Source organism: Pseudomonas sp. HY2-MNA-CIBAN-0224, assembly GCF_040310285.1.
GTDB classification, from domain to species: domain Bacteria; phylum Pseudomonadota; class Gammaproteobacteria; order Pseudomonadales; family Pseudomonadaceae; genus Aquipseudomonas; species Aquipseudomonas helleri.
This window is the reverse complement of record NZ_JBEOPQ010000005.1, coordinates 38361-60472: the sequence shown is the minus strand read 5'-3', so window position 1 is coordinate 60472 and position 22112 is coordinate 38361. Positions and strand designations below refer to the sequence as shown.

20 protein-coding genes are annotated in these 22112 nt (G+C 56.9%); 12 read left to right on the top strand and 8 right to left on the bottom strand.

Features of this window, described 5'->3' with window-relative positions:
* Positions 1-54: 54 nt before the first annotated feature.
* Positions 55-1524, top strand: a complete 1470-nt coding sequence (locus AAEZ03_RS04925; RefSeq protein ID WP_350576624.1) for a type I restriction-modification system subunit M — start codon at positions 55-57, stop codon at positions 1522-1524.
* On the top strand, positions 1521-3893 hold the full coding sequence (locus AAEZ03_RS04920) for a restriction endonuclease subunit S (RefSeq protein WP_350576621.1): 2373 nt from the start codon (positions 1521-1523) through the stop codon (positions 3891-3893). Before AAEZ03_RS04925 ends, AAEZ03_RS04920 begins: the two co-directional genes overlap by 4 nt.
* 243 nt (positions 3894-4136) lie before the next feature.
* Here the strand turns inward: AAEZ03_RS04920 and AAEZ03_RS04915 are convergent, their stop codons facing one another.
* Both AAEZ03_RS04915 and AAEZ03_RS04910 read right to left on the bottom strand, forming a co-directional pair.
* Positions 4137-4421 carry a helix-turn-helix domain-containing protein gene (locus tag AAEZ03_RS04915; RefSeq protein WP_048372841.1) on the bottom strand — a complete coding sequence of 95 codons (285 nt, stop codon included), beginning with the start codon at positions 4419-4421 and terminating at the stop codon, positions 4137-4139.
* Positions 4411-4728 carry a transcriptional regulator gene (locus tag AAEZ03_RS04910; protein ID WP_123751817.1) on the bottom strand — a complete coding sequence of 106 codons (318 nt, stop codon included), beginning with the start codon at positions 4726-4728 and terminating at the stop codon, positions 4411-4413. The genes AAEZ03_RS04915 and AAEZ03_RS04910 overlap by 11 nt, the downstream gene beginning before the upstream one ends.
* A gap of 605 nt (positions 4729-5333) precedes the next feature.
* Between AAEZ03_RS04910 and AAEZ03_RS04905 the strand changes: the two genes are divergently transcribed.
* Positions 5334-7259 (top strand): tyrosine-protein phosphatase, encoded by a 1926-nt coding sequence (locus tag AAEZ03_RS04905; RefSeq protein WP_350576618.1) that lies wholly within the window; start codon positions 5334-5336, stop codon positions 7257-7259.
* A 36-nt stretch (positions 7260-7295) separates the two neighbouring features.
* On the opposite strand, the gene AAEZ03_RS04900 is transcribed toward AAEZ03_RS04905, so the two are convergent.
* Positions 7296-8279, bottom strand: a complete 984-nt coding sequence (locus AAEZ03_RS04900) for an AraC family transcriptional regulator (RefSeq protein WP_350576615.1) — start codon at positions 8277-8279, stop codon at positions 7296-7298.
* 417 nt (positions 8280-8696) lie between these two features.
* Between AAEZ03_RS04900 and AAEZ03_RS04895 the strand changes: the two genes are divergently transcribed.
* Positions 8697-8984, top strand: a complete 288-nt coding sequence (locus AAEZ03_RS04895) for a hypothetical protein (protein WP_350576612.1) — start codon at positions 8697-8699, stop codon at positions 8982-8984.
* A gap of 24 nt (positions 8985-9008) precedes the next feature.
* Here AAEZ03_RS04895 and AAEZ03_RS04890 read toward each other — a convergent pair whose 3' ends face one another.
* Positions 9009-10619 carry an ATP-binding response regulator gene (locus AAEZ03_RS04890; protein WP_350576609.1) on the bottom strand — a complete coding sequence of 537 codons (1611 nt, stop codon included), beginning with the start codon at positions 10617-10619 and terminating at the stop codon, positions 9009-9011.
* A gap of 113 nt (positions 10620-10732) precedes the next feature.
* Here AAEZ03_RS04890 and AAEZ03_RS04885 point away from each other — a divergent pair, with 113 nt between their 5' ends.
* The gene (locus tag AAEZ03_RS04885; protein WP_350576606.1) at positions 10733-11335 is read left to right on the top strand and encodes a LuxR C-terminal-related transcriptional regulator; all 603 of its coding nucleotides are present in this window, start codon (positions 10733-10735) and stop codon (positions 11333-11335) included.
* 147 nt (positions 11336-11482) lie between these two features.
* On the opposite strand, the gene AAEZ03_RS04880 is transcribed toward AAEZ03_RS04885, so the two are convergent.
* The 3 genes from AAEZ03_RS04880 to AAEZ03_RS04870 are packed head-to-tail and all read right to left on the bottom strand — an operon-like array spanning position 11483 to position 14519.
* Positions 11483-12124, bottom strand: coding sequence for a YMGG-like glycine zipper-containing protein (locus AAEZ03_RS04880; protein WP_185059717.1), 642 nt, complete (start codon positions 12122-12124; stop codon positions 11483-11485).
* Between the two features lie 32 nt (positions 12125-12156).
* The gene (locus tag AAEZ03_RS04875; protein ID WP_350576603.1) at positions 12157-13764 is read right to left on the bottom strand and encodes a hypothetical protein; all 1608 of its coding nucleotides are present in this window, start codon (positions 13762-13764) and stop codon (positions 12157-12159) included.
* Positions 13761-14519, bottom strand: a complete 759-nt coding sequence (locus tag AAEZ03_RS04870) for a hypothetical protein (protein WP_350576600.1) — start codon at positions 14517-14519, stop codon at positions 13761-13763. Before AAEZ03_RS04870 ends, AAEZ03_RS04875 begins: the two co-directional genes overlap by 4 nt.
* Before the next feature lie 478 nt (positions 14520-14997).
* Between AAEZ03_RS04870 and pstS the strand changes: the two genes are divergently transcribed.
* From pstS to AAEZ03_RS04840, 6 genes are all read left to right on the top strand, one after another.
* Positions 14998-16029, top strand: a complete 1032-nt coding sequence (gene pstS, locus AAEZ03_RS04865) for a phosphate ABC transporter substrate-binding protein PstS (RefSeq protein ID WP_350576597.1) — start codon at positions 14998-15000, stop codon at positions 16027-16029.
* Between the two features lie 71 nt (positions 16030-16100).
* Entirely contained in the window at positions 16101-17066 is a 966-nt protein-coding gene (gene pstC, locus AAEZ03_RS04860; RefSeq protein ID WP_123751788.1) for a phosphate ABC transporter permease subunit PstC, read from the top strand.
* Complete coding sequence (pstA, locus tag AAEZ03_RS04855; RefSeq protein ID WP_048372866.1) at positions 17066-17959, top strand: phosphate ABC transporter permease PstA; 894 nt, start codon at positions 17066-17068, stop codon at positions 17957-17959. The genes pstC and pstA overlap by 1 nt, the downstream gene beginning before the upstream one ends.
* Positions 17960-18034: 75 nt before the next feature.
* On the top strand, positions 18035-18796 hold the full coding sequence (gene pstB, locus AAEZ03_RS04850) for a phosphate ABC transporter ATP-binding protein PstB (protein ID WP_019410462.1): 762 nt from the start codon (positions 18035-18037) through the stop codon (positions 18794-18796).
* A 72-nt stretch (positions 18797-18868) separates the two neighbouring features.
* Positions 18869-19567, top strand: a complete 699-nt coding sequence (locus AAEZ03_RS04845; protein WP_048372868.1) for a hypothetical protein — start codon at positions 18869-18871, stop codon at positions 19565-19567.
* On the top strand, positions 19567-20202 hold the full coding sequence (locus AAEZ03_RS04840) for a hypothetical protein (RefSeq protein ID WP_256665507.1): 636 nt from the start codon (positions 19567-19569) through the stop codon (positions 20200-20202). Before AAEZ03_RS04845 ends, AAEZ03_RS04840 begins: the two co-directional genes overlap by 1 nt.
* Positions 20203-20328: 126 nt before the next feature.
* Here AAEZ03_RS04840 and AAEZ03_RS04835 read toward each other — a convergent pair whose 3' ends face one another.
* Positions 20329-21204, bottom strand: coding sequence for an EamA family transporter (locus tag AAEZ03_RS04835; protein WP_350576592.1), 876 nt, complete (start codon positions 21202-21204; stop codon positions 20329-20331).
* Positions 21205-21321: 117 nt separating this feature from the next.
* Here AAEZ03_RS04835 and AAEZ03_RS04830 point away from each other — a divergent pair, with 117 nt between their 5' ends.
* Positions 21322-22107 (top strand): AraC family transcriptional regulator, encoded by a 786-nt coding sequence (locus AAEZ03_RS04830; protein WP_350576589.1) that lies wholly within the window; start codon positions 21322-21324, stop codon positions 22105-22107.
* The last annotated feature ends 5 nt before the right edge of the window (positions 22108-22112 follow it).

The window sequence follows — 22112 nt, the reverse complement described above, 5'->3', positions numbered from 1 at the left end:
CCACACTATCCTGTAGAATTTCGCCCCCCTTGCGGTACGCGTTGAGAGAACTTCATGTCCATTAGCTCCACCATCAAGTCCATCCAGGACATCATGCGCAAAGACGTTGGCGTAGACGGCGACGCCCAGCGTATCGGCCAGCTGGTTTGGCTGCTGTTCCTGAAGATCTTCGATGACCGCGAGCTGGAATGGGAGCTAATGGATGACAACTACCGTTCGCCCATTCCCGACAGTTGCCGCTGGCGTACCTGGGCCGCCGATCCGGAAGGCATGACCGGCGAGGCGCTCAAGGACTTTATCGACAACAACCTATTCCCCCAGTTGCAGAACCTGAATGAGTACAGCAACACGCCTTCGGCCTATGTGGTGCGCAGCGTATTTGAAGACGCTTACAACTACATGAAGTCCGGGCAGTTGTTGCGTCAGGTGATCAATAAGATTCAGGAAGGCGTGGACTTCAACAAAGCCCAAGAGCGCCACGAGTTCGGCAACCTCTATGAGCAACTGCTGCGCGACCTGCAGAACGCGGGCAACGCTGGCGAGTTCTACACCCCGCGCCCGGTCACCGAATTTATGGTGCGCATGGTCGACCCCAAGCTGGACGAAAAGGTTATGGACCCGGCCTGCGGCACGGGCGGCTTTCTCACCTGCGCCATCGAACACAAGCGCAGCCGCTATGTAAAAACAGCCGAAGACGAACGCACCCTGCAGGCCAGCATCTTTGGTGTGGAGAAAAAGCCGCTGCCGCACTTGCTTGCCATCACCAATATGATCCTGCACGGCATCGAGGTGCCCAACCAGATTCGCCACGACAACACTCTGAGCCGCCCTCTGATCAGTTGGGGCCCGGCGGAGCGGGTCGATTGCATTGTCGCCAACCCGCCGTTCGGTGGTATGGAAGAGGACGGCATTGAAACCAACTTCCCCGCCGCGTTCCGCACCCGCGAAACCGCCGACCTGTTTCTGGTGCTGATCATGCAGCTACTCAAAGACGGTGGCCGAGCTGCTGTGGTGCTGCCCGATGGGTTCCTGTTTAGCGAGGGCATCAAAAGCCGCATCAAGGAAAAACTGCTGACCGAGTGCAACCTGCACACCATCGTTCGCCTGCCGAACGGCGTGTTCAACCCCTACACCGGCATCAAGACGAACCTGCTGTTCTTCACCAAGGGCACTCCGACAAAAGAAGTGTGGTTCTACGAACACCAGTACCCGGCTGGGGTCAAGAACTACTCCAAGACCCGCCCCATGCGCATCGAAGAATTCGCCGCGGAGGAAGCCTGGTGGGGCAGTGAGGCCGACGGCTTTGCCGCAAGGGTGGAGAACGAGTTCGCCTGGAAAGTCAGTGTCAAAGACCTGCAAGCGCGCAACTGGAACCTGGACTGCAAAAACCCACATATCAGCGAGCAGATCAGCCATGACCCGAACGAACTGCTGCGCAACTACACCAGCCTGCAAGGCGAAATCAAAGATCTGCGCGACCAGCTTAAGGTAGTTTTAGCTGAAGCCCTGGAGCGCGATGTATGACTGCGCTACTGACCGATAACCTGCCACTACTGACCGGTGCGCCCAACGGCATCAAAAAGCTGCGTGAACTGATTATTGAGCTGGCGGTGCGTGGCAAGTTGGTGCCGCAAGATCCCAGAGACGAACCGGCCGGCGAGTTGCTGAAGCGGATTGCTGAGGAAAAGGCTCGGTTGGTAGATGAGGGCAAGATCAGGAAACAAAAGCCGCTGGCGGAAATTGGCGAAGAAGAAAAACCTTTTGAGCTCCCAGCAAACTGGAGGTGGGGACGGCTGGGTAGTCAGGTGATCGAAAGTGGCGCAGGTTGGAGCCCTAGTTGCGATCCAAGACCAAGGACAGCAAACGAGTGGGGTGTCCTCAAGGTCAGTGCTGTTTCGTGGGGCGTTTACCAGCCCGAGGAGAACAAAGCGCTTCCTGCAAGCTTGGAGGCCCGTCCCGAGCACGAAGTCGCCGAAGGCGACTTTCTGGTCTCTCGTGCAAATACGGCGGAGCTTGTGGCCCGAAGTGTTGTAGTCGAGACAACACCGGCTCACTTGATGCTTAGCGACAAAATCGTTCGACTAAAACTGACCTCGCTATGTGAACGACGCTATGTGAACTTGGCAAACAGCGCACCATTGGCCCGCGACTATTACAGCCGGGTAGCAGGCGGCACCAGTAGCTCAATGAAAAATGTCTCGCGAGAACAGATTCTCAACTTGCCGCTTGCGCTACCGCCACTCGCCGAACAACACCGCATTGTCGTCAAAGTCGATGAGCTGATGGCCCTGTGCAATCGTCTGGAAGCCCAGCAGGCCGACACCGAAAGCGCCCACGCCCAACTGGTGCAGGCACTACTCGACAGCCTGACCCAAGTCAGCGACGCAACCGACTTCACCACCAACTGGCAACGCTTTGCCGAACACTTCCACACCCTGTTCACCACCGAAGCCAGCATAGAAGCCCTCAAGCAAACTTTGCTGCAACTGGCGGTGATGGGAAAACTAGTGCCGCAAGACCCCAATGATGAGCCGGCCAGCGAGTTGCTCAAACGCATTGCGGAGGAAAAAGCACGGTTGGTTATGAGTAAAACTATCAAGACCTCACCTCCACTTGATGCTGTTACTGAGTGCGAAAAATTATTTGATATCCCCACCGGTTGGGAGTGGGTCCGCATAGGTGAAATTTGTCGCCCGGTGTCCTCAGGGTCAACTCCTTCATCGGAGTTGTTCCGATACGAAGATGGCGTTCCATTTCTGAAGGTTTACAACATCCGAAATCAAGAAATTGACTTTGACTATAAAAGACAATTTGTAAGCCCTGAATATCACTCATCGAAAATGAAACGCTCAACTTTGACTCCTGGCGATGTTGTAATGAACATCGTAGGGCCTCCACTAGGAAAGGTTGCGATCATCCCGAACACATTTCCTGAATGGAACTGCAACCAAGCAATCGTTTTTTTCGGACTAATAGGACCAATGCTTCCGCAGTATGTGTTTACTTTTATTAAGGAAGGTTCATTTCTGCGCAACATCGCACTAATTGGCACCGCTGGACAAGACAATATATCGGTAACTAAATCTAAAAATATCGCCATACCGATTCCACCCATCGCAGAACAACACCGCATCGTCGCCAAAATAGATCAACTGATAGCCCTCTGCGACCAACTCAAATCCCGCCTAATCCAGGCTCGCGAATTGAACGAACAGTTGGCAAGCACCCTGGTCGAACGTGCCCTTGCCGAAGATGACCAGCAGGCTCCCACTGCCACAGATCAGCAAGTAGCTCGCACCCTGCTCGCAGCAGAAATTACTCATCGACTGCATAGCCAACGCACCTTCGGCCAACGCAAGCTGCAGAAAGTGATTTACCTAGCCGAGCACGCGGCCAAGCTCGCCGTTATTCAGGGTGATTACCTGCGCGACGCCGCAGGCCCCCACGATCGCCAATTGATGAATCAGGTCGAAGGTGAGTTGCAAAACCGTAAATGGTACGAGCGCATCGAACGCGAGACTGTTGGCTATACCTACCGCCCGCTGTCCCAAGCGGGGCAACATCAGCAGGCATATGAGAGCGCCTGGTTGGCCGCACAGCGCGCTTCTATTGAGCAGATTATCGAGTTGATGCGAAGCTGGGATACTGATCGTTGCGAAATGACCGTAACACTTTACGCAGCCTGGAACGACTTTCTCCTGGAGGGCTGCCCGGTTACCGATGAAGCCGTTGTGGACGAAGTCATGCATAGCTGGAACGACACCAAGCTGCGCTTCAGCAAAACCGAATGGTTGAAGGTACTCACAGAGATGAAAAAACACACAATCCTAATGCCCACCGGCTTTGGCAAACGTACCAAGGGCGGCATGCTCAGCTTGCCCGGCTTCGAGTAAACAGATGATCCTTTTGGCCGTCCATTGCGAGATACGGAAACGAAGCATATTGCCCATTCCAGCTTCTCTCGGTATTCCAATCGGTATTCCAAAGAAATTTACAAACTCATATTAAGCAATTAAATCAAATACCTAACGATCCAATTCAAATTACCCCAACCCACCAAATCCGAAAAAAAGACGCCCTAGGGCGTCTTTTTTTTGGGTGGGATTCACTGAATTAAAGGCTTTCACACCTCAGCATCAGATAGCCTGCAGGTCCCGCAGCGCTTCTGGATGCTGACTTGCCACCCTTAACAGCGTCTGTGCCGCACCCGCTGGTCTGCGGCGGCCTTGCTCCCAATCTTGCAACGTACGCAGGCTGACCCCTAGAAGCTGCGCAAATGCACTTTGAGATAATCCGACTTTAGCTCTCGCCTCAGCGGCGACCGAAAGTGTCACCTCAGTTGCGCGCGCCGCCTTGCCAGCTTTCATTTGGCGAACAGAAGCCAACAAGTCTTTCTGGAAGTTTTCCATTTCATGATCCATTACTGATCTCCTCTTTCAATTGATTCAGGAAGGCGATCGGCAGGTTGTCGAACTTCGCCTTGGCGTAGGCGATCAGCAACCATATATGGCCTTCAGCAAGCGCGTTGTAATAGATAACCCGCGTCCCACCTCGCTTACCCATCCCACCACGAGACCAACGCACCTTACGTAACCCACCGCAGCCGGGAATCACATCGCCTGCGAACGGATTCACCGCCAACCACGCGATAAATTCCTGGCGCTCATCATCACGCCATATGGATTCGGCGTAACGCTTGAAAATTTCGGTTTCGACGATCGTATACATGGCGAAAATATACGGCAAAGCCGTAGTACCGTACAAGGCACGCTGGTCGGGTGATTTACGTTCAACGCCGTGCCATCCATACCGTCAAGCCTGCTCAAAGCATCTTGCAGCTACCTGATGACCAATGAGGGCGGGGTTATAACGCCTTAATCGCACATCTCTGTGTCGAAAGTTTGGGGGCATGATTCAACCGGCTAGTACTTTTCATACAACACCGACACTTAGATAACTCTCTACAGGTGGCACCCAGTACTCACGTACATACTGAGCTAACGCAAATCCCCCGGCCCACCAAATAGCTTTCTGCCAAGCACCCAAGAAGCCCGCCCCGTGCGGGCTTTCTTGTTTCTGGCTATCCGCCGCCCTCCCTCTAATCACGCCCGCCATGTATTACCCCTGCACCAACACATAATTTGAAGCCGTGGGGCATGCGCAGACACAGTACCGAGAGGCGATATTCCACTTTCAATCAAGCATGAATTGGACAAAAAGCGCAGCCAATGGACCAATCACGCACGAATTTGTCTTAGCCACCAATTTGTCATCTTTGGTATCAGTTCGATACAGATAGTAGGCAGCCTTAACGTTATCGATGAGGCTGAACCATGCTGCAACGTTCTCTGTACTCGCTGTCCATTTTGAGTCTTTCCATCGTCGCGGCTCACGCCGTCGGGGGCGAAGCCCTTAATACTCCGCGCCTGAGCAGCATGGACAACTTCCGCGACGTGGCCGGCACCACCACTGCTCGTTCTACAGCCCACGATGGCACCCTGCGGGCGGGTGTGTTTTATCGCTCGAATGCGCTGACGCCATCGGCTGCGGATCTGGCCACGCTTGATAGCTTGGGCATCAAGGCGGTGTATGACTTACGCACGCCCGGCGAAATCTCGACGGCGCCTGACGCGCCGCTCACTGGCGCTACTTATCAAAATATCGACATCCTCGGTGCCGCCACGTCAGGCGCAAATATCACTACCGCAGCAATCCTCAATGCACCGGATTCTGCTGCAGCCATGAAGTTGATGCAGGAAACCAATCGCGCTTTTGTCGGCGATGCCGGAATGCGCGCTCAGTTCGGTACGCTGTTCAATGAACTGGCCAGCGTTGATGCGGCGCAGTTGCTGCATTGCACTGCCGGCAAAGACCGTACAGGGTGGGCAGCAGCCGTTCTGCAAAGCATCGCAGGCGTCGACAGCGCGACGATTATGAGTGATTACCTGGCGACCAATGAATACTCTGCCGAGCGTATAGCTGCGACGTTGAAAGCCATGCCGCCGAGCATGGCAAGCATCTACGCTCCGTTACTCGGCGTAGATGCGAGCTATCTGCAGGCTGGGCTGGACCAGGTCAGTGCCCAATACGGCAGCATGGATAATTACCTCAAGCAAGGGTTGGGATTATCCCAAGAAACTATCTACGTGTTGCGGGCCAAAATGGTCGAGTACAACAGTTTGCCTGGGCAAGCAGGGATGGTGGGTAACTCGGCGGCCGGTGCGAAGCTGCTACAGCAATTGCAGAACACTCGCTTGTCCGGCACCTACACGGCTTACAACTATTACTTGCAGGCTGCCATCGACAACCAAAATCTGGACGGTGTCGAGTCCACCGTTGGGGGCCAGGTCCACGCTGACGCCGCCAGCTATCTGCTGCGCCAGAATGCTTTGATTGATCAATCTGCGGCACCTTACGCAAGCGGTACCGATCTCAAAATGGGTCAATACCGATTGTGGTCCACCACACTGACGGATTACCTCGGCACTGATGGCTCCTCGCACACTCAAAGCAGTAACGAACACAACCAGGGCTTAATGCTGGGTGCGACCCAGCGCTTCTCAGAGCAATTGAGTGGCCGGGCAAGTGTTGGTTATAGCCAAGGTAAAGTCGGTGGCGCGGGTGGCTCGGTCGACACCGATTTGACCTTCTTCAACCTCGGCGCTCGTTACGCGCTAGAGAGGTTAGAACAGGGCCTTTTCGTCGACGCCAATGCCAGCGCAGGCTATTTCGACTACGACAGCAAACGGGAACTAGGCGGTGGTCTCGGTACTGCCCAAGGGGACAGCCATGGCAAGCTCGTCGGGGCGACGCTTTTGTTTGGCTATCGTGCTCCCGTCAGCGGCATGATTTTCGAGCCCGGCCTTGGCGTACGCATCAGCCATCTGGACCAAGCGAGCTTTAAGGAAAAAGGCAGCGAGTTGGCACTTGATGTCGACAGCAACAAGCAAACCCGCCGCAGCGCCTTGGCAAAGCTGGATGTGTCGTTTGCGCCTATCGCCATGGGCAATTGGCAACTAGTCCCTGGCGTTAAGGTGGGGTACGAGCACACACTCGGCGATCGTGACGTGCAAAGCAGTGGGCAACTGCTCGGTCTGAATATCGAGCAACGTGCTGCTTTCGATAGCCGTGATCAGTTCACAGGGGGCGTCAATCTCATGGCCAAACTTGGCGCGCTGAGCCTGGGTGCTGACATGAATGCAAGCGCCGGTGGTAGCCACGGTTTTGGGGGTAATCTCAAGGCCAGCTATGCATTCTGAGTGACAGGGCAGCGGCCTCGACTCGCGATCAAGTCGCTAGCGTCGAGGCCGCTTGCCTGACTTTACATCGGCGGGTCTAAGACCATATGCACTCTGAAAGTACTGGCAAAATCGGCCGACATTGCTGAAACCAAAGCGCAAGGCAACTTGCGCGACTGACACTCCAGCGCCGTACACCAAAGCATCGTAGGCATGCTCCAACCGCACTTGGCGTTGATAGCTAACAATGGAGGTGCCCACAAACCGCCGGAATCCTTCCTGTAAAGAGCGGTGACTAACGTTGCTCAGTCGCGCAAGGTCAACGCCACTGAGCAACTGCTCGGGGTGCGCCTGAATGTACTCAACCGCCAACTTCACATGCCGGGGCGCAATCATCGGGGCAGGAAGCCGCAGTGCTTGAGTGAAGTTGTGAGGCCAGGTTTCCAGTACCGCATCGATCAACATTTCTCGCAGCCGAGAAGGCATTAACGTACCGGCGTGAATCAACGCATCGAACTCAACCCCTGTGGCCATGGCGATCAACCCCTTAACGCCCTGGAGCGCTGGATTTTGCAAATCCACAGTCGAGTCAAAAACCAGCCGCTGCAAAACCGGCTTACCTATAAGTGTCGATAAACGCTCAGTAAGCACCCCTCGATTGAGTGAAATCCCATGGTGAGCATGGTTATCGATAAACCGCATCGAGCGAATGTCAGCCTTATCAATCGCCAAGCCGGTTTGTGGAGCACCACATGATTCGGACGTGTGATTGAAGACAATCCGGCCCTCGGTGGGAATGACGAAGGTGATCTCATCCATGGGGTCAGGCAAAGTTACTGTGAAATTGCCTTGATAATGCAGGCGACGGAAACTGACCCCTTCGTGCCTACCGTAGACTCCGCCAATGATGATATTGGGAGTTTGGGAGGCAAGGTCAGGGTAACCGTTACCAAACATCTTTGAGAACCGGGCAAAAAAGTCGTCCGACTTGAGATTATCGGCACGCAAAATTATTCGCTGGCGCGTAGAGACTGAAAACACCTTGGCTTAAACCTTGAGTTATTAACGCTAAAGACTGTTTAAAAGTTAACAAGTACTTGTGACAGGTGTATTGCCGCACATTTGATAGCCAAACTTCACCGCAATAAGCTTTTCAAAACTAAATCGTATGTGAGCCTCCTACGAAAAACCTAATTATTGATTTGCAGCACATCAACCCACATAGCCAACAGCCACTAGCCCATCCGCCCTAATTGCCCTCCCCTCACCCACCCCCAATACTCCCAACCTCCACCCCAACTCAATCCAAAAAAACACCCACGGCGGGCGCGGCCTTTAAACCTTGAACGGTTAGCCAGTAGCTAAAACAGGGCCTGCCCCTGCGATGTTCAGTGCGCCTCATACCCCCCCGCCACGACCAAAACCCATCACAACAATCAGCACTCACCAGAGGTTGCCATGAAGCTTTTTCACTCAATAACGGTTCTTACTCTATTCAGCACGTTGGCTATCGGCATGTCCGGGTGCCAAGTGGTCAAGCCTGCGGAAGGTGATCTTAAGAGTCGCGCTCAAACCAGTATTGGTAAGCCGGTTACGGATATTTCGAACATCCGCAACGATTTCAATACGACGTACTTCAGCGTTAAAACCGCCGGCGCGGAATATACGTGTGAATTGCCCAGCGGCCCGATGGTGGCTCTCGCGTCCATGGGCATGGGGGCGGGCGCGCAGTGCACTAAGCAATAAGCTCGCACATGCTCTAACGGCTGGTTAACCCGGTTGTTTTCGCGCGAGCTCTCGCAATGTTGTGCGTAATTCTGTCGGGCGGACGGGTTTGGAGAGGATGGCGAAATCGTTTTCTCGTAGCTGTGCCTGGATTATATCGGTGTCGTGCCCGCTGAGTATCAACGCGGGCACCGCCCAGCCGCGTTGTTGGCGCAGGCTGTTGATGCACTCGATGCCGGTTGCGTGGTTGCCCAGGTCATAGTCGGCGATGATGACGTCGCAGTCGCTGCTCAGGTGTTGCCCGGTCAATTCGGCTTGCACTGTGCAGCCCCAGCGTTCAAGCAGTGCGCGGGTGGCCATTAATACGTTGTGATCATCTTCGATCAGGCAGACTTTCAAGCCTGTGAGCAGCCAGGCTTTGTGCTCGCCTTCTTGAGGGGCAACGGTTGGCGGCGGCACTGTCGGCGTTAAACCATACAAGCAGACTGACGTGCCGTGGCCGACCCGCGAGCGGATGGCAACTTCAAGGTTCATCAAGTGGCCCAGGCGCTTGACGATGGAAAGGCCCAGGCCCACGCCTTCAACGTCTTTGTCGCGCTGATGGCGCACGCGATAAAACTCGTCGAAGACTTTTAGCAGGTGCTCTTTATGGATGCCCCGCCCTTGGTCATGAACCTCGATCGCAAGCCCTTGGCCGCGTTTGCGCACGCCGATCAGTACCGGGCGCTGGGCACCGTATTTGAAGCAATTGGACAGTATGTTTTGCACCATGGTTGTGAGCAGCACAGGGTCGGCCCGAACCCAATGCGGGCAAGGCCGCAGGCGCAATTCAACACCTGCCCAACGCGCAGCTTCGGCATTTTGTCGCACCACGTCGGCCAAAAAGTCCCCCAGGTGCAGGGGCTGAAAGGTGGGCAGTACGCGGCCGTTGTCCAGGGTGTAGAGGTCGAGTATCGAGCGAAAGAGTTGCGAAACGTTGAGGAGCGAGCGGTCGATGCTGTCCACCAGGCGTTGCTCGTCATCCCCCAGGCGGGCTTCGCGCAAGCACGCGGTAAAAAGGCCGATGGAATGGATGGGCTGGCGCAGGTCATGGCTGGCCTGGGCCAGAAAGCGGGATTTTTCCAGGTTGGCAGCTACGGCTTCTTCAGACGCTTTGCGCGTGCGCTCCAGCAAGAGGTGGGCATACAGCGGAATCACCGTGCTGGTGATCATCAGCATCAGCACCATAAACGGTTGCGTCTGCCACCAGGGTGTCAGCCAGTAGACGATCATTAACGCCAGCAGCGCCAGCGCCGTGGCAATGGCCAAGTAGCGCGAACCATAGCGCATGCCGTTGCCCAGGTTGATCCAGACCATCACCGCGTAGAGAGGCAGCGCGGCTTCTGCGCCGACGATCAACCCGAACGAGGTCCCGGTGTAGTCGTGAATCATTCCCAAAATACGGCGTAAAGGGTAATGCCCGGGCCAACGAGAAATGACGTAACGAAAGCCAATGGACGCCAGCAGGAACACCACGTAATAAAGGATGACGGGGAGATAACGCTCTACTTCGTGCCCAGGCAGAAAGCCCAGCACGCTGATATAGCCAATGGCGCAGAGGGTCACAATGATGCGCAAGTTGGCCTGGTCGAGTTCGGTGTTCTTCTGAAACGTCATACAGAGCATCCTGAACTGAGCATCTGGCAGGCCGTGATGGGCCCTGCGGGTTATTAACAGGCTCGATGCTAAAGCCATCCTTATAAAAAGCCTGACTCAAGGTAAAACACGATATGTCATGCAGAATCATTATTGCCGACGATCACCCGATGTTCCGCGAGGGGATGTTGCGCACCGTGCAACGCCTGTTACCTGAGGCGACGTTAGAGCAGGCTGGCGACTTTCAGACGGTCAAGGCGCTGATACAAACGGGCGAAGAGGTCGACACACTGATTCTTGACCTGCGCTTTCCCGGTTTGACCTGCATGAGCCTGTTGCATGAACTGAGACAAACATTGCGCCGCACCACGCTGATCGTCGTGTCAATGGTCGATGACCCGGCGCTAATTGAGCAGGTGATGGCTTTGGGCATCGACGGCTTTATTGGCAAAAACATCGCCCCGGACGCCATCGGGCAGGCGCTGCTGGCCATTCGAGAAGGCAATGTACTGGTTAAATGTGCGCCCTCGGGCTTGCTGCCACTGCACACCCATGTGCTCACCACCCGCCAGCAGGAAGTGCTGCGCCTGATTGCGGACGGCAAGACCAACAAAGAAATTGCCAAAGAACTCTCTATCTCGCCCTTTACCGTGCGTATTCATGTGTCGGCACTCTTGCGCGCCTTGAATGTGCCCTCTCGGGCAGCAGCGGCGGTGAAGTATTCAGGCATCCATTGAGGCCTGACTGTATCAGTGCGCGAGTACGGGGTAAGTCATACAGATGGGCTAATAGCGGATTGATAGGCCACAAACAGGCAAAAAAAAGGCACTGGCGATTGCTCACCAGTGCCTTTTTTTACTTGAGGGCAAACCTGCCCAGCCCGCTTAAACCTGAGCGTTCGGCACCACTTGGATCGCCGATTGGGTACCTCGCGTCAACTCGCGGTACTCGTAGGTCACTTTGTCAGGCGTGACCTTGCCGCTGTAGCCCTTCTTGATGTTGGCGACGATGTAGTTGAAGTCGCTCTTGCTGCGGGTGGTGACGACGATGTTGGCGTTGCTGCTGGCGCTGGACACGTAGTTGCCCACTTGCGACAGCGGCTGCTGGAGGCGTTTGTCGCGTTTTTTCACCAAGGCCTGCGGGACGTTGACCTGCATCGAGTCCATGCTTTCGACACTGGCCGCGCCAACGTCATTGCGCTTGTCTACCGGTACCGCCTCCTGGCGGGTCGTCAGTTGCACCACCGCGACATCGCCCGACTGGCGCTCGATGGCCGCCTTGGCTTGGCGGGCGTTTTCCAGGTCTTTTTGGCGACCCACGTAGTAACCGGTCGGCGCGCCCAAGGCCGCACCAATGGCGCAACCGACGCGAGGATTGCCACCCGTACCGGCCGCAATCGCCGCGCCACCAATGCAACCGAGCACACCACCGACCGCCGTACTGCCCACGGGCGAGTTCTGGCAACCACTCAACAACAAGCCGCTACAGGCGAGCAACACGGTCGATACAACAAGTGCACGTGACAAGGGCGATTCCTTTCGAGAGTGAAAATGAGCATTCATTGAGGCTGATACCCGTAGGACAGGCCCTCGAGCAGGTGCAGGCGCACCCGTTCGTTAATCGGGTAAAACACCGGCTGGACCTGCGCCGTCCACTGCACACTGTGAGCAATGAGCCAGCCCATTACCCCAAGCGTGGAGCCGTTCTGGCGCTTGAGGTCGAGAAACAGCGGTTGTTCGGTCACCTTGTTGGTCCAGAGCATCGGCACCGCCAGCACCACCAGCGCATAGCCTGCGAAGGCGGCCATGTAGAGCCTCGGCGGCACATAACACAGCGCCCGCCCGAAGAACCCCAGGCACTTGAAGATGTGGGTGAAGGCGCCGAGCAGGGAAAACAACAGGGCGATCATCGGCACAATCAGCGCCCGGTAACTGTCACGACCGATTTGCGCCTTTTCGCCTCGGTCGCGGTAACTCTGCGGATCCACCAGGCGATCTTCGATTAACTGTTTGGCATCATGGCTAATGGTCGGCCGGTACACGGTCTGCTCAAAGCCGCCAAGTGACAGGTCGGGTTGCAAGGTGATCATGTAGGGCAAATGCAAAGCATCGCGCCATTTGTTCTGTATCGGCAACTGCGCAAAAAACTGCCCGCGCGGCAAGCCCGGATCGATCCACCGGTCGACCGACTTCAGCCCGGAGGCATAGGCGTTGCGGGCATCCAGTTGCACGCGCTTGGCCACGGCCCGATTGAAACCCGCACGGTCATTGGGGCGCCAATCGTCGGCCACCGCAATGCCCTTCTCGCGCAGCGACTGGCGGACTGTGTTGGCATGGCGCCTGGGTACATTGTTGGGGGTCAGGCGGCGATTACGTTGTTTGAGGCTCTGCTCGTAATCGCTCCAGGCCTGCTGTTGGCGCCGGGCGATGGAGGCCGCGCTGATCGCCTCCAGGTAACGGCTGCTGCCCTGTTGATACTGGCGATAGCTCTCGTTCAGTTCGGCGAGGGAATCTTGGTAGTGCCGATAATTGACCGCAACGTTGCCGCGCACGGTTTCGGCAAACAGCTCGAAAAACAGCTGAGCCTGGGGTTTGATTTTTTCGATCAGGTGATCTGCCGACAGCAGCATATTGGGCAACGTCGCCAGCAGGGTCTTGCCCTCGGGGCTCTGCAACTCTTCGCCGGTGAGGTTGAGACCGGCCAGTTGGAAATCGTCGTGCCTCACCAAGTACGTCGCCGGCACACCCAAGGCCGCACGCGCGCGCTCATCGGGCGTCGAGCGATCCACCAGGTGATTGACCAATGCCAATTGCGCATAGTACGTGGTGCCGATGCAGGCGACGATCACCAGAACCGCGCAGATCATTGTGCGAAGACGGCTCCAGCCTTGGCGCAAACTCTTTTTCAGCACCGCCCCCAACCCCAGCAGGGCCACCGCCGTGCCGGCGATCAAGCGCCCGTAAACCTCGATGGACTCCACTTGATGCTGACTGGCCAGACCACCGACGACATCCAGCAAACGGGCGTTGAAACCCATTTCGACAATCAGGTACAGCAGCGTCAGGGTCAGCATCACCAGAACCAGCACACGCTCTTGATGCCGGGGCAGCGGGTTCTTGTCTTTGCGTAGGCAGTGCAACAACCCACTCGGTGTGAGGCCGGTCAAAACCCGGGCTCCGCGCTGGAGATCAAGTTGATCACCAGTCGGCGACGGGGTGTCGCAGTCGCCTGAGCGTGTTCAACGACGGCATCCGCCACCGGCTGCGGCAGCGTAGAAGCAATCGCCTCTTTGGGCTTCGGTTTGGGTATGGGCTTGGGTGCAGGCACAGGCACAGGCACAGGCTTAGGGGGCACTGGAGGCTTGGGCGCCGGTGCGGGGTCAATCGCTGGTTTGGCTTTGGACAGGCCAAGCAGCAGCCCCGGCAGGTCGATCTTCATCGGCCCACGGAAGTTTTTATCTTTCGAAGAGTAGGTCCAAGCCTCGGAGTGCTGGCCATTCATCTGCATGGCGACAAAGTTCTCGCCGTTCTCACTGCGCTGGAAAGCCAATATGTCGCCACAGCCACCCAATCGATAGGGGCCCCAGACTGACTTGCCGGAGATCACCACCAGCGCAGTTTGCGAATCGCACTGGGCAGTGCGGTAGCTCATGACCACCGCTGTGTCGCCGTCCAGCTCCATCGTGGTTTCGACGGTGCTTTCACGCCAGTCGTCCGGCAGTTGCACCTGCATCTTGCGCTCGTGCAGGTTCAAATACGCTCGGCCAGTCGGGGTTTCCATGTGACTGAAAGGCCCGCTCACCGAATTAAAGCGACCGATCTCCTGGTCGGCCTGCGCGGCGAACGCGCTGCACAGCAGCACAAGCAACAGACTGCGAGTCACCAGCCTGGCCAGCACTTGCAGCACTCTGATGGGTTTCAACGTGCGTCATCCTTAACCGAATTCCTGGGCGAGCCGACAATTCGCTTCGCGCGGGGATGCTAGCACAAAGCCATAACCTCACGATAACGCAGTTTTGGGCGTCTGCGGCCTCTGTGTCTCAGTAGTCCGCTGTTTTAAAAGCGCTACGCACCCACCTGCGAGATGTTTGGAGAGCCCGGAGCGAGACAGCCGAGCACAAACGATAAAGGTTAATTAATGTCGACATTCAGGCATTTCCACCTTCGCGCACCCGTCTAGTCTCCAACCTCAAAGCGCCCTGGCGTCGATCAACGCAGCAGTTTCCACCAGAGGAGGAAGGCATTGGGTTGGCAGTAAATCGCTCGTAGTACGTGTGCGACGGACCCAGATCGAGGGACACCCAGGGTGCTGATGACCCTGTAAGAACAATCGGCATTCATAAAAGTGTCACACGATTGTTGCAAAGTTCTCGGGCCCGATCTCACACGGAATTTCTTTGATGAAAAGCTTAATGAAGTCTGTTGCACTGGCTGTTGCTGTTTCTCTCTGCGCTACGTCGGCGGCGTTTGCTGCTGAGAGCGTACGTCTGACAGGTTCCGGTGCCAGTTTCCCGGCTCCGATCTACCTGACCTGGTTTAAAGATTTCAGCAAGAAAACCCCTGGTGTCACCGTGGACTATCAGTCCAAGGGCAGCGGTGCGGGCGTTCAGGACTTTTTGAACAAGACCGTTGATTTCGCTGCAAGCGACTCGGCAATGAGCAAAGAAGACATCGCCAAAGTGGCCGAAGGCGTGCAATTGCTGCCGATGACCGCCGGTGAAATCGTCTTGGCGTTCAACCTGCCAGGCAACCCGAAAGAGCTGAAATTGCCACGTGATGTGTACTCCAACATCTTCCTGGGCAAGATCACCAAGTGGAACGACCCACTGATCGCTGCCGCCAACCCTGGCCTGAAGCTGCCTGATCTGCCGATCACTGTGGTGGTGCGTGCTGACTCCAGCGGTACCACCGCGGTCTTCACCAAGCACTTGGCTGCCATCAACCCTGAGTTCAAAAAAGACCTGGGTGAAGGCAACACTGTTAACTGGCCTGCCAGCGACAAGTTCATCAAATCGCCGAAAAACGATGGTGTAACGGCTACCGTTCGTCAGACCCCAGGCGCCATCGGTTACATCGAATACGGCTTCGCCAAACTGGCCAAAGTTGACTTCGCTCAACTGCAAAACAAGGCCGGCGAGTATGTTGTGCCTAACGCTGAAAGCGGTGCCGAAGCCTTGGCTGCGGTGAAGATGCCAGAAGACCTGGTGGCCTGGCTGCCAGATCCGGACGGTGCCAAGTCTTACCCGATCACCACGTACACCTGGATGATCTTCCGCAAGCACAACGAAAACCCGGCCAAGGCCAAAGCCATGCGTGAAATGGTTGAGTACGGCCTGACTGAAGGTCAGAAAATCTCTGACTCGATGGGCTACATCCCGCTGCCACCGTCGGTTGTTGATCAAGTTCGCAAAGCGTCTGCCAACATCCAGTAACACGCGTGAGGTCTCTCCCGGCAGGCGCTTGCCATGCCGGGAGAGTGTCCCCCCAGCTCCGGAATTAGCCAATGAATACACCATTTGTCGTACCGGTTAATCCGGATTCTGCTTGCCAACCACCGTCCGCGAAGGACTTTCTGGTTGATCGCACCTTCCGTGCACTCGCTCGTATAGGGGTCGTTTTGATTCTGGCGTTGGTCTTCGCCTTGGTATTCGAGGTAGGACGCAAGGCCCTTCCCGGCATGGAAAAGCACGGTTTCGACGTGATTTTCGGCAGTGTCTGGGACGTTAACCAAGGCAAATACGGCATTCTGCCGGCTATTTGGGGCACGCTTTACAGTGCTTTTATCGCGCTGTTGATCGCAGGTGTATTCGGCGTCAGCATGGCGATTTTCCTGACCCAGGATTTCTTGCCAGCCCGGCTGGCTGCTGTGTTTCGTACCATCGTAGAACTGCTCGCCGCCATCCCGAGTGTGGTGTATGGCCTGTGGGGCATCTACGTGGTGATACCGGCTATTCGCCCGCTGACCGCGTGGCTGAACACTGAGCTGGGCTGGATTCCTTTCTTCGGCACCTCTTTGAGCGGGCCGGGACTTCTCCCCGCGGCACTGGTACTGGCAATCATGATTCTGCCGACCATTGCTGCTGTTTCGCAGGACGCCCTCACCGCCGTCCCGATGAAAACCAAGCAAGCCGCCTACGGCATGGGCACCACCCACTGGGAAGCGATTCTCAAGGTGATGGTGCCATCGGCCGCCACCGGTATTTTCGGCTCCCTGGTACTCGGCCTCGGCCGTGCGCTGGGTGAAACCATGGCCCTGGCGATGCTGGTAGGCAATGCAAACAATATTTCACTGTCCCTGTTTGCGCCGGCCAATACACTGGCCGCCTTGCTGGCACTGAACTTCCCTGAAGCCGGGCCCAACGAGATCGAAGTGCTGATGTACGCAGCCCTGGTGCTGATGTTCATCACGCTGCTGGTTAACGTCCTCGGTTCCATGATCATGCTCTACGCCCAGCGGGGTCATAAGTAATGACAAACCTCACGTCCCCTACCAAGGCACTGCCAAGCCTGCAACGCCGGCTCGAAGGCCGCTCGCTGCGCAGCCTGATACTGACCACGCTGGTGTGGTTTGGCGCGTTGCTGGCCAGTGTGCCGCTGATTTCCGTGCTTTATATGTTGATCACCCGCGGCGGTGCACGCCTGAGCCTTGAGGTGTTCACCGAGCTGCCACCCACCGGCTTTGAGACCGGCGGCGGTTTCGGTAACGCCCTGGCCGGTACGTTTGTGATGGTCGGTATCGCTGCCGCCATCGCGGTGCCGGTCGGCATCCTGGCTGCCGTGTTCCTCGCGGAACTGGGCCCGGACAGCAAGCTGGCCAACGCCTCGCGCTTTGCCGCCAAAATGCTAACCGGCCTGCCGTCCATTCTGGCCGGTGTATTTGCCTACGCGCTGGTGGTGATGACCACCGGGACCTACTCGGCGCCCGCCGGTGGTGTGGCCCTGGCGGTGTTGATGCTGCCGATCGTGGTGCTGACGGCTGAAGAGTCGATGAAGATGGTGCCCAAGATCATGAAAGACGCCGCTTACGGCATGGGCTGCACCCGCTCGCAAGTCATCTGGAAAATCGTCTTGCCCACCGGCCTGCCGGCCATTTTGACCGGTGTAATGCTCGCCGTCGCACGCGCCGCCGGTGAAACCGCGCCGCTGCTGTTTACCGCACTGTTCAGCAACTACTGGATCTACCACGACGGCAGCCTGGCGGTGATGAATCCAACGGCCTCGCTTGCCGTACTGATTTACAACTTCTCTGGCATGCCCTTCGACAACCAGCTCGAACTGGCATGGGCCGCTTCGCTGGTGCTGGTGATGATCGTACTGCTCGTGAATATCGTCAGCCGTATTTTCGGCAAGCCAAAGTATTGAGATAGGGAGCACCTGATTTTGAACGTATCAACTGCGCAAATAGCCGCTCCGTTTATCACCCAGGCCCCTGTGGTCATGGACTGCAAGCTGGACAAGATTTTCTACGGCAACTTCCTGGCCGTCCGTGACAGCCATGTGCCGATTGAAAAGAACAAAATTACCGGCTTTATCGGCCCGTCTGGCTGCGGCAAAAGTACCGTGCTGCGTAGCCTCAATCGCATGAACGACCTGGTCAAAGGCTTCCGCTTTGAAGGCCACGTGCACTTCCTCGGGCAGGATGTTTACGGCAAGGGCGTAGACCCGGTTGTGGTACGCCGCTACATCGGCATGGTGTTCCAGCAACCGAACCCGTTCTCGATGAGCATCTTCGACAACGTCGCTTTCGGTCTGCGCCTCAACCGCTACAAGGGCGACATTGGCGACCGCGTCAAACACGCCCTGCAAGGCGCCGCGTTGTGGGATGAGGTCAAGGACAAGCTCAAGGTCAGCGGCCTGTCGCTGTCCGGTGGTCAACAACAGCGCCTGTGCATCGCCCGCGCCATCGCCACCGAGCCAGAAGTGCTGCTGCTGGATGAACCTTGCTCGGCACTCGACCCGATCGCGACCCGTCGTGTGGAAGAGCTGATGGTCGAGTTGAAGAAGGACTACACCATCGCCCTGGTGACCCACAACATGCAGCAAGCCATTCGTGTGGCGGATACCACGGCGTTTTTCTCGGTGGATATCTCTCAGGGCACCCGTACCGGTTATCTGGTTGAGATGGGTCCTACCACCCAGATCTTCGATAACCCACGCGAACAAATGACCAGTGACTACATCACCGGCAAGTTCAGCTGATTAACAGGCGCCCGCACGTCAGCGGGCATCGGTTTGTTTCAACGTGTTTTTTACTGTTTTTCAGGGATACCAATGCCTGCATCGCGTCGTCTTGATCTGCCAGCCATTGAACACTCACTGCGTGAGGTTCAAAGCGGCTTTGCCGAGCTCAGCCGGCACTTTACCGAGCAGCGCGACCCGCTGACCGACGAAGTGCTCAACAATGTGCTTGAAGGCTATGCGCTGATTGATGACTATGTCGCTCGGGGTGTCGACCTGTTTGACCTTCAGCAACTGAACCTGATGCTGGAGATCAATGCGACCGTACTGTGTGGCAGCGACCCGCAGCGTCGCCTGGAGTACGCTCAGCACCTGTTGGCGACCGAGGAGCACTTCTTCAACAACGTTGAGGGAGGCATAAAGGACTTGTTCAACTGGTACGGCGCGCATCGCAACGAGTCCGTGTGGAAGCGTGCGGCCGGGGTCTATGTACGCATCCTCAGCGAGCCGCAATTGTTTATCGAAGGCAATCACCGCAGCGGTTCACTGATCGTCAGCTATTTGCTCATGCGCGAAGGCTTGCCGCCGTTTGTACTGACGCTGGAAAACGCCGAAGGCTACTTCAACCCGTCGTCGGTCATACGCAATTCGGCCAAACATGGCGTCAGAGCGTTGTATGAATTGCCCAAGATCAAGAAGAAGTACGCGGCTTTCCTGGAAGATCAGTCACCGGCTCCCAGAAAGTTTTTTCTTAAAGACAAACCCTTGACCGTCATTCAAGGAAGGCACTGATGAACAAGGAATCAACCCTCGCTAACGGCCCTACGGTGGTCGGTCGATTAAAGCAGGCCGTCCAGGCCAGCCTCCCGACATCGCTGCAAAAACGCCAACGCGTGCGTATTTCGTTTGATATTGATGACACCCTCGCCTGCCAGCTTCACCATTGCGACGTCGAGCAAAGCCGCCTGCCCGATTGCGTCCATCGCTGGTTGGGTGAACCGCTGCGTTTCGGCACCCGCGCCCTCATCCGAGAACTGCGCCGCCAGGGCTGCAGCATTTGGGTCTACACCTCGTCCGGCCGCACCCCGGCCTACATCAAGCGCTGGCTGATGCTGTACGGCATCCGCGTTGACGGCGTGGTCAACAGTGATCGCCACAGCCTTGCGCTGGCAGCTCGCGGTCTGTCAAACGCCCCGTCGAAATTGCCATCGGCCTTTGATATCGACCTGCATGTGGATGACTCAGAAGGCGTGAGGCTTGAAGGTCAAGACCACGGTTTTCGCGTTGTCGTGGTGCATCCCGAGGACGAAAACTGGGCCCAACACGTGCTGGACGCAGTCGCCGTGGTCCAGGCGCAACTGGACTGGCAACACTCGTTCAAACGCCCAGCCCCGGCAGCACAGACCGCCAGGGCGTTTTCTTCCTGATCCCTGTAGCCCGCCACTCAGGGTCGCTTCGCAACCCATCGCAGCCTCATGCTTCAAGCAGCTCTTGTAGCCGCTGACGAGGCACGAAGGCTGCGATGCGGGCCGCAGGACCGCCTTTCAAGGCGGCTACGTCCAGCCAACCAGCCGTCGCGGCCACCTCACCATCCCCACCACCAGCGCCAGCAACATCATCCCCAGCGACACCGCTTCGCTCGCCCCCACCCGATGGCCCAGCATCAGCATCGAGCCCACAACCCCGAACACCGGAATCAACAACGACAACGGCGCAACCCTCGACACCGGGTATTCCCTGAGCAATACATTCCAGCCCCAGTAACAAAAATGCGTGGCGACATAGACCTGAAACAACAGCGACAACACGGCCACCCACTCAATGTGCGAAACAACGCTCACAAACGGCGCGCTGCCGTGTGCCAGCCACGTGAGCGCAAGCAACGGCAGCGGCGGGAACAGACTGGCCCAGACCACAAAGGCAAAGATCTCCCGCACCTTCGACTGCTTGATGATGATATTGCCCACGCTCCAGCTAAAGGCGCTGACCACCAGCAATCCATAGCCCACAGTCGTCCCATGGCCAGGGCTGCTGAGGATGATACTGATCAGCCCCAACACCCCGAGCCCTACCCCGAGCTTCTGCCCAAGACTCAACCGCTCGCCAAACAGCAACACGCCCCAGCCCAACGTGAAAAACGCACTGAACTGAATCAACAGCGCTGCGGTGCCCGGAGGCACGCCCATTTCAATGCCCAGGTTAATCAGCGCCCACATCGCCACGCCGAAAATCAATCCATACGCCGCCAGCCATTTAAGGGCGATGGGCGGTCGCTTGATAAAAAACACCCACGGTAGCGCCGCCAGCGTAAAGCGCAGCGCGGTGAGCAACAGCGGGTCAATGGCCGCAAGCCCCAGTTTAGTGATGGGAAAGTTAAGCCCCCACATCGCCGTCACGGCGATGGCCAAGGCCAGGTGTTTGTTTTGCATCGTAATGGCGTCCAGTCGTCAACGCGGATGCCTGTCTGCATTCGCTGGACGTCACTATGCGCAATACGCGACATGGCCCGCTTGCACTTCAAGGTCAATATTCATTAAATTCGGGCCATGCGCGAAATAAACATAGATCCTTACGAAAACACGCCCCGCGATGCTGTCGTCACGGCTAATGACTACCCGCACGGGCAGCACTTTGCGCTGCACACCCATCAACGCGGGCAATTTGCCTATGCCGCCTGCGGCGTAATCACCGTGTTCAGCGGTCAAGGCAATTGGGTGGTGCCGCCGCAACGGGCGATCTGGGTGCCGGCGGGTGTGGCTCACGAAATGACCATGGCCGGGCCGGTGACCATGCTCAACACGTACATTGCCAACCCGGCCGCCGGGCAACTCGCCCTGCCCGCCCACTGCCAGGTCTTCGGAGTTTCGCCCCTGCTGCGTCAATTATTGCTGCAAGCCCAGGACATCCCTGCACTGTACGACGAGACCCAGCGTGAGGGCCTGCTGATGCGCTTGTTGCTGCACGAAATCGCCGCCATGCCGCCCTTGTCCCTCAACGCGCCCCTGCCCAACGAACCCCGGCTCGCACGTGCCTGTCGCCAGTTGCTGGCGCAACCGTCACTGGACATCGGGATCGACGACATGAGCCGACAAGTGGGCATGAGCCGCCGCACCTTCACCCGGATGTTTCGCCAACAGACCGGCATCAGCTTTGTCGAATGGCGCCAGCAAGCCTGCTTATTGGCCGCAGTGGTGCGCCTGGGCAACGGCGAACCGGTCACACGGGTCGCCACCGACCTGGGCTACAGCAGCCCCAGCGCGTTTACCAGCGTGTTTCGCAAAGTCCTGGGTGAGGTGCCGAGCCGGTATTTTGCGCACGCCAATAATTTGTAGGAGCG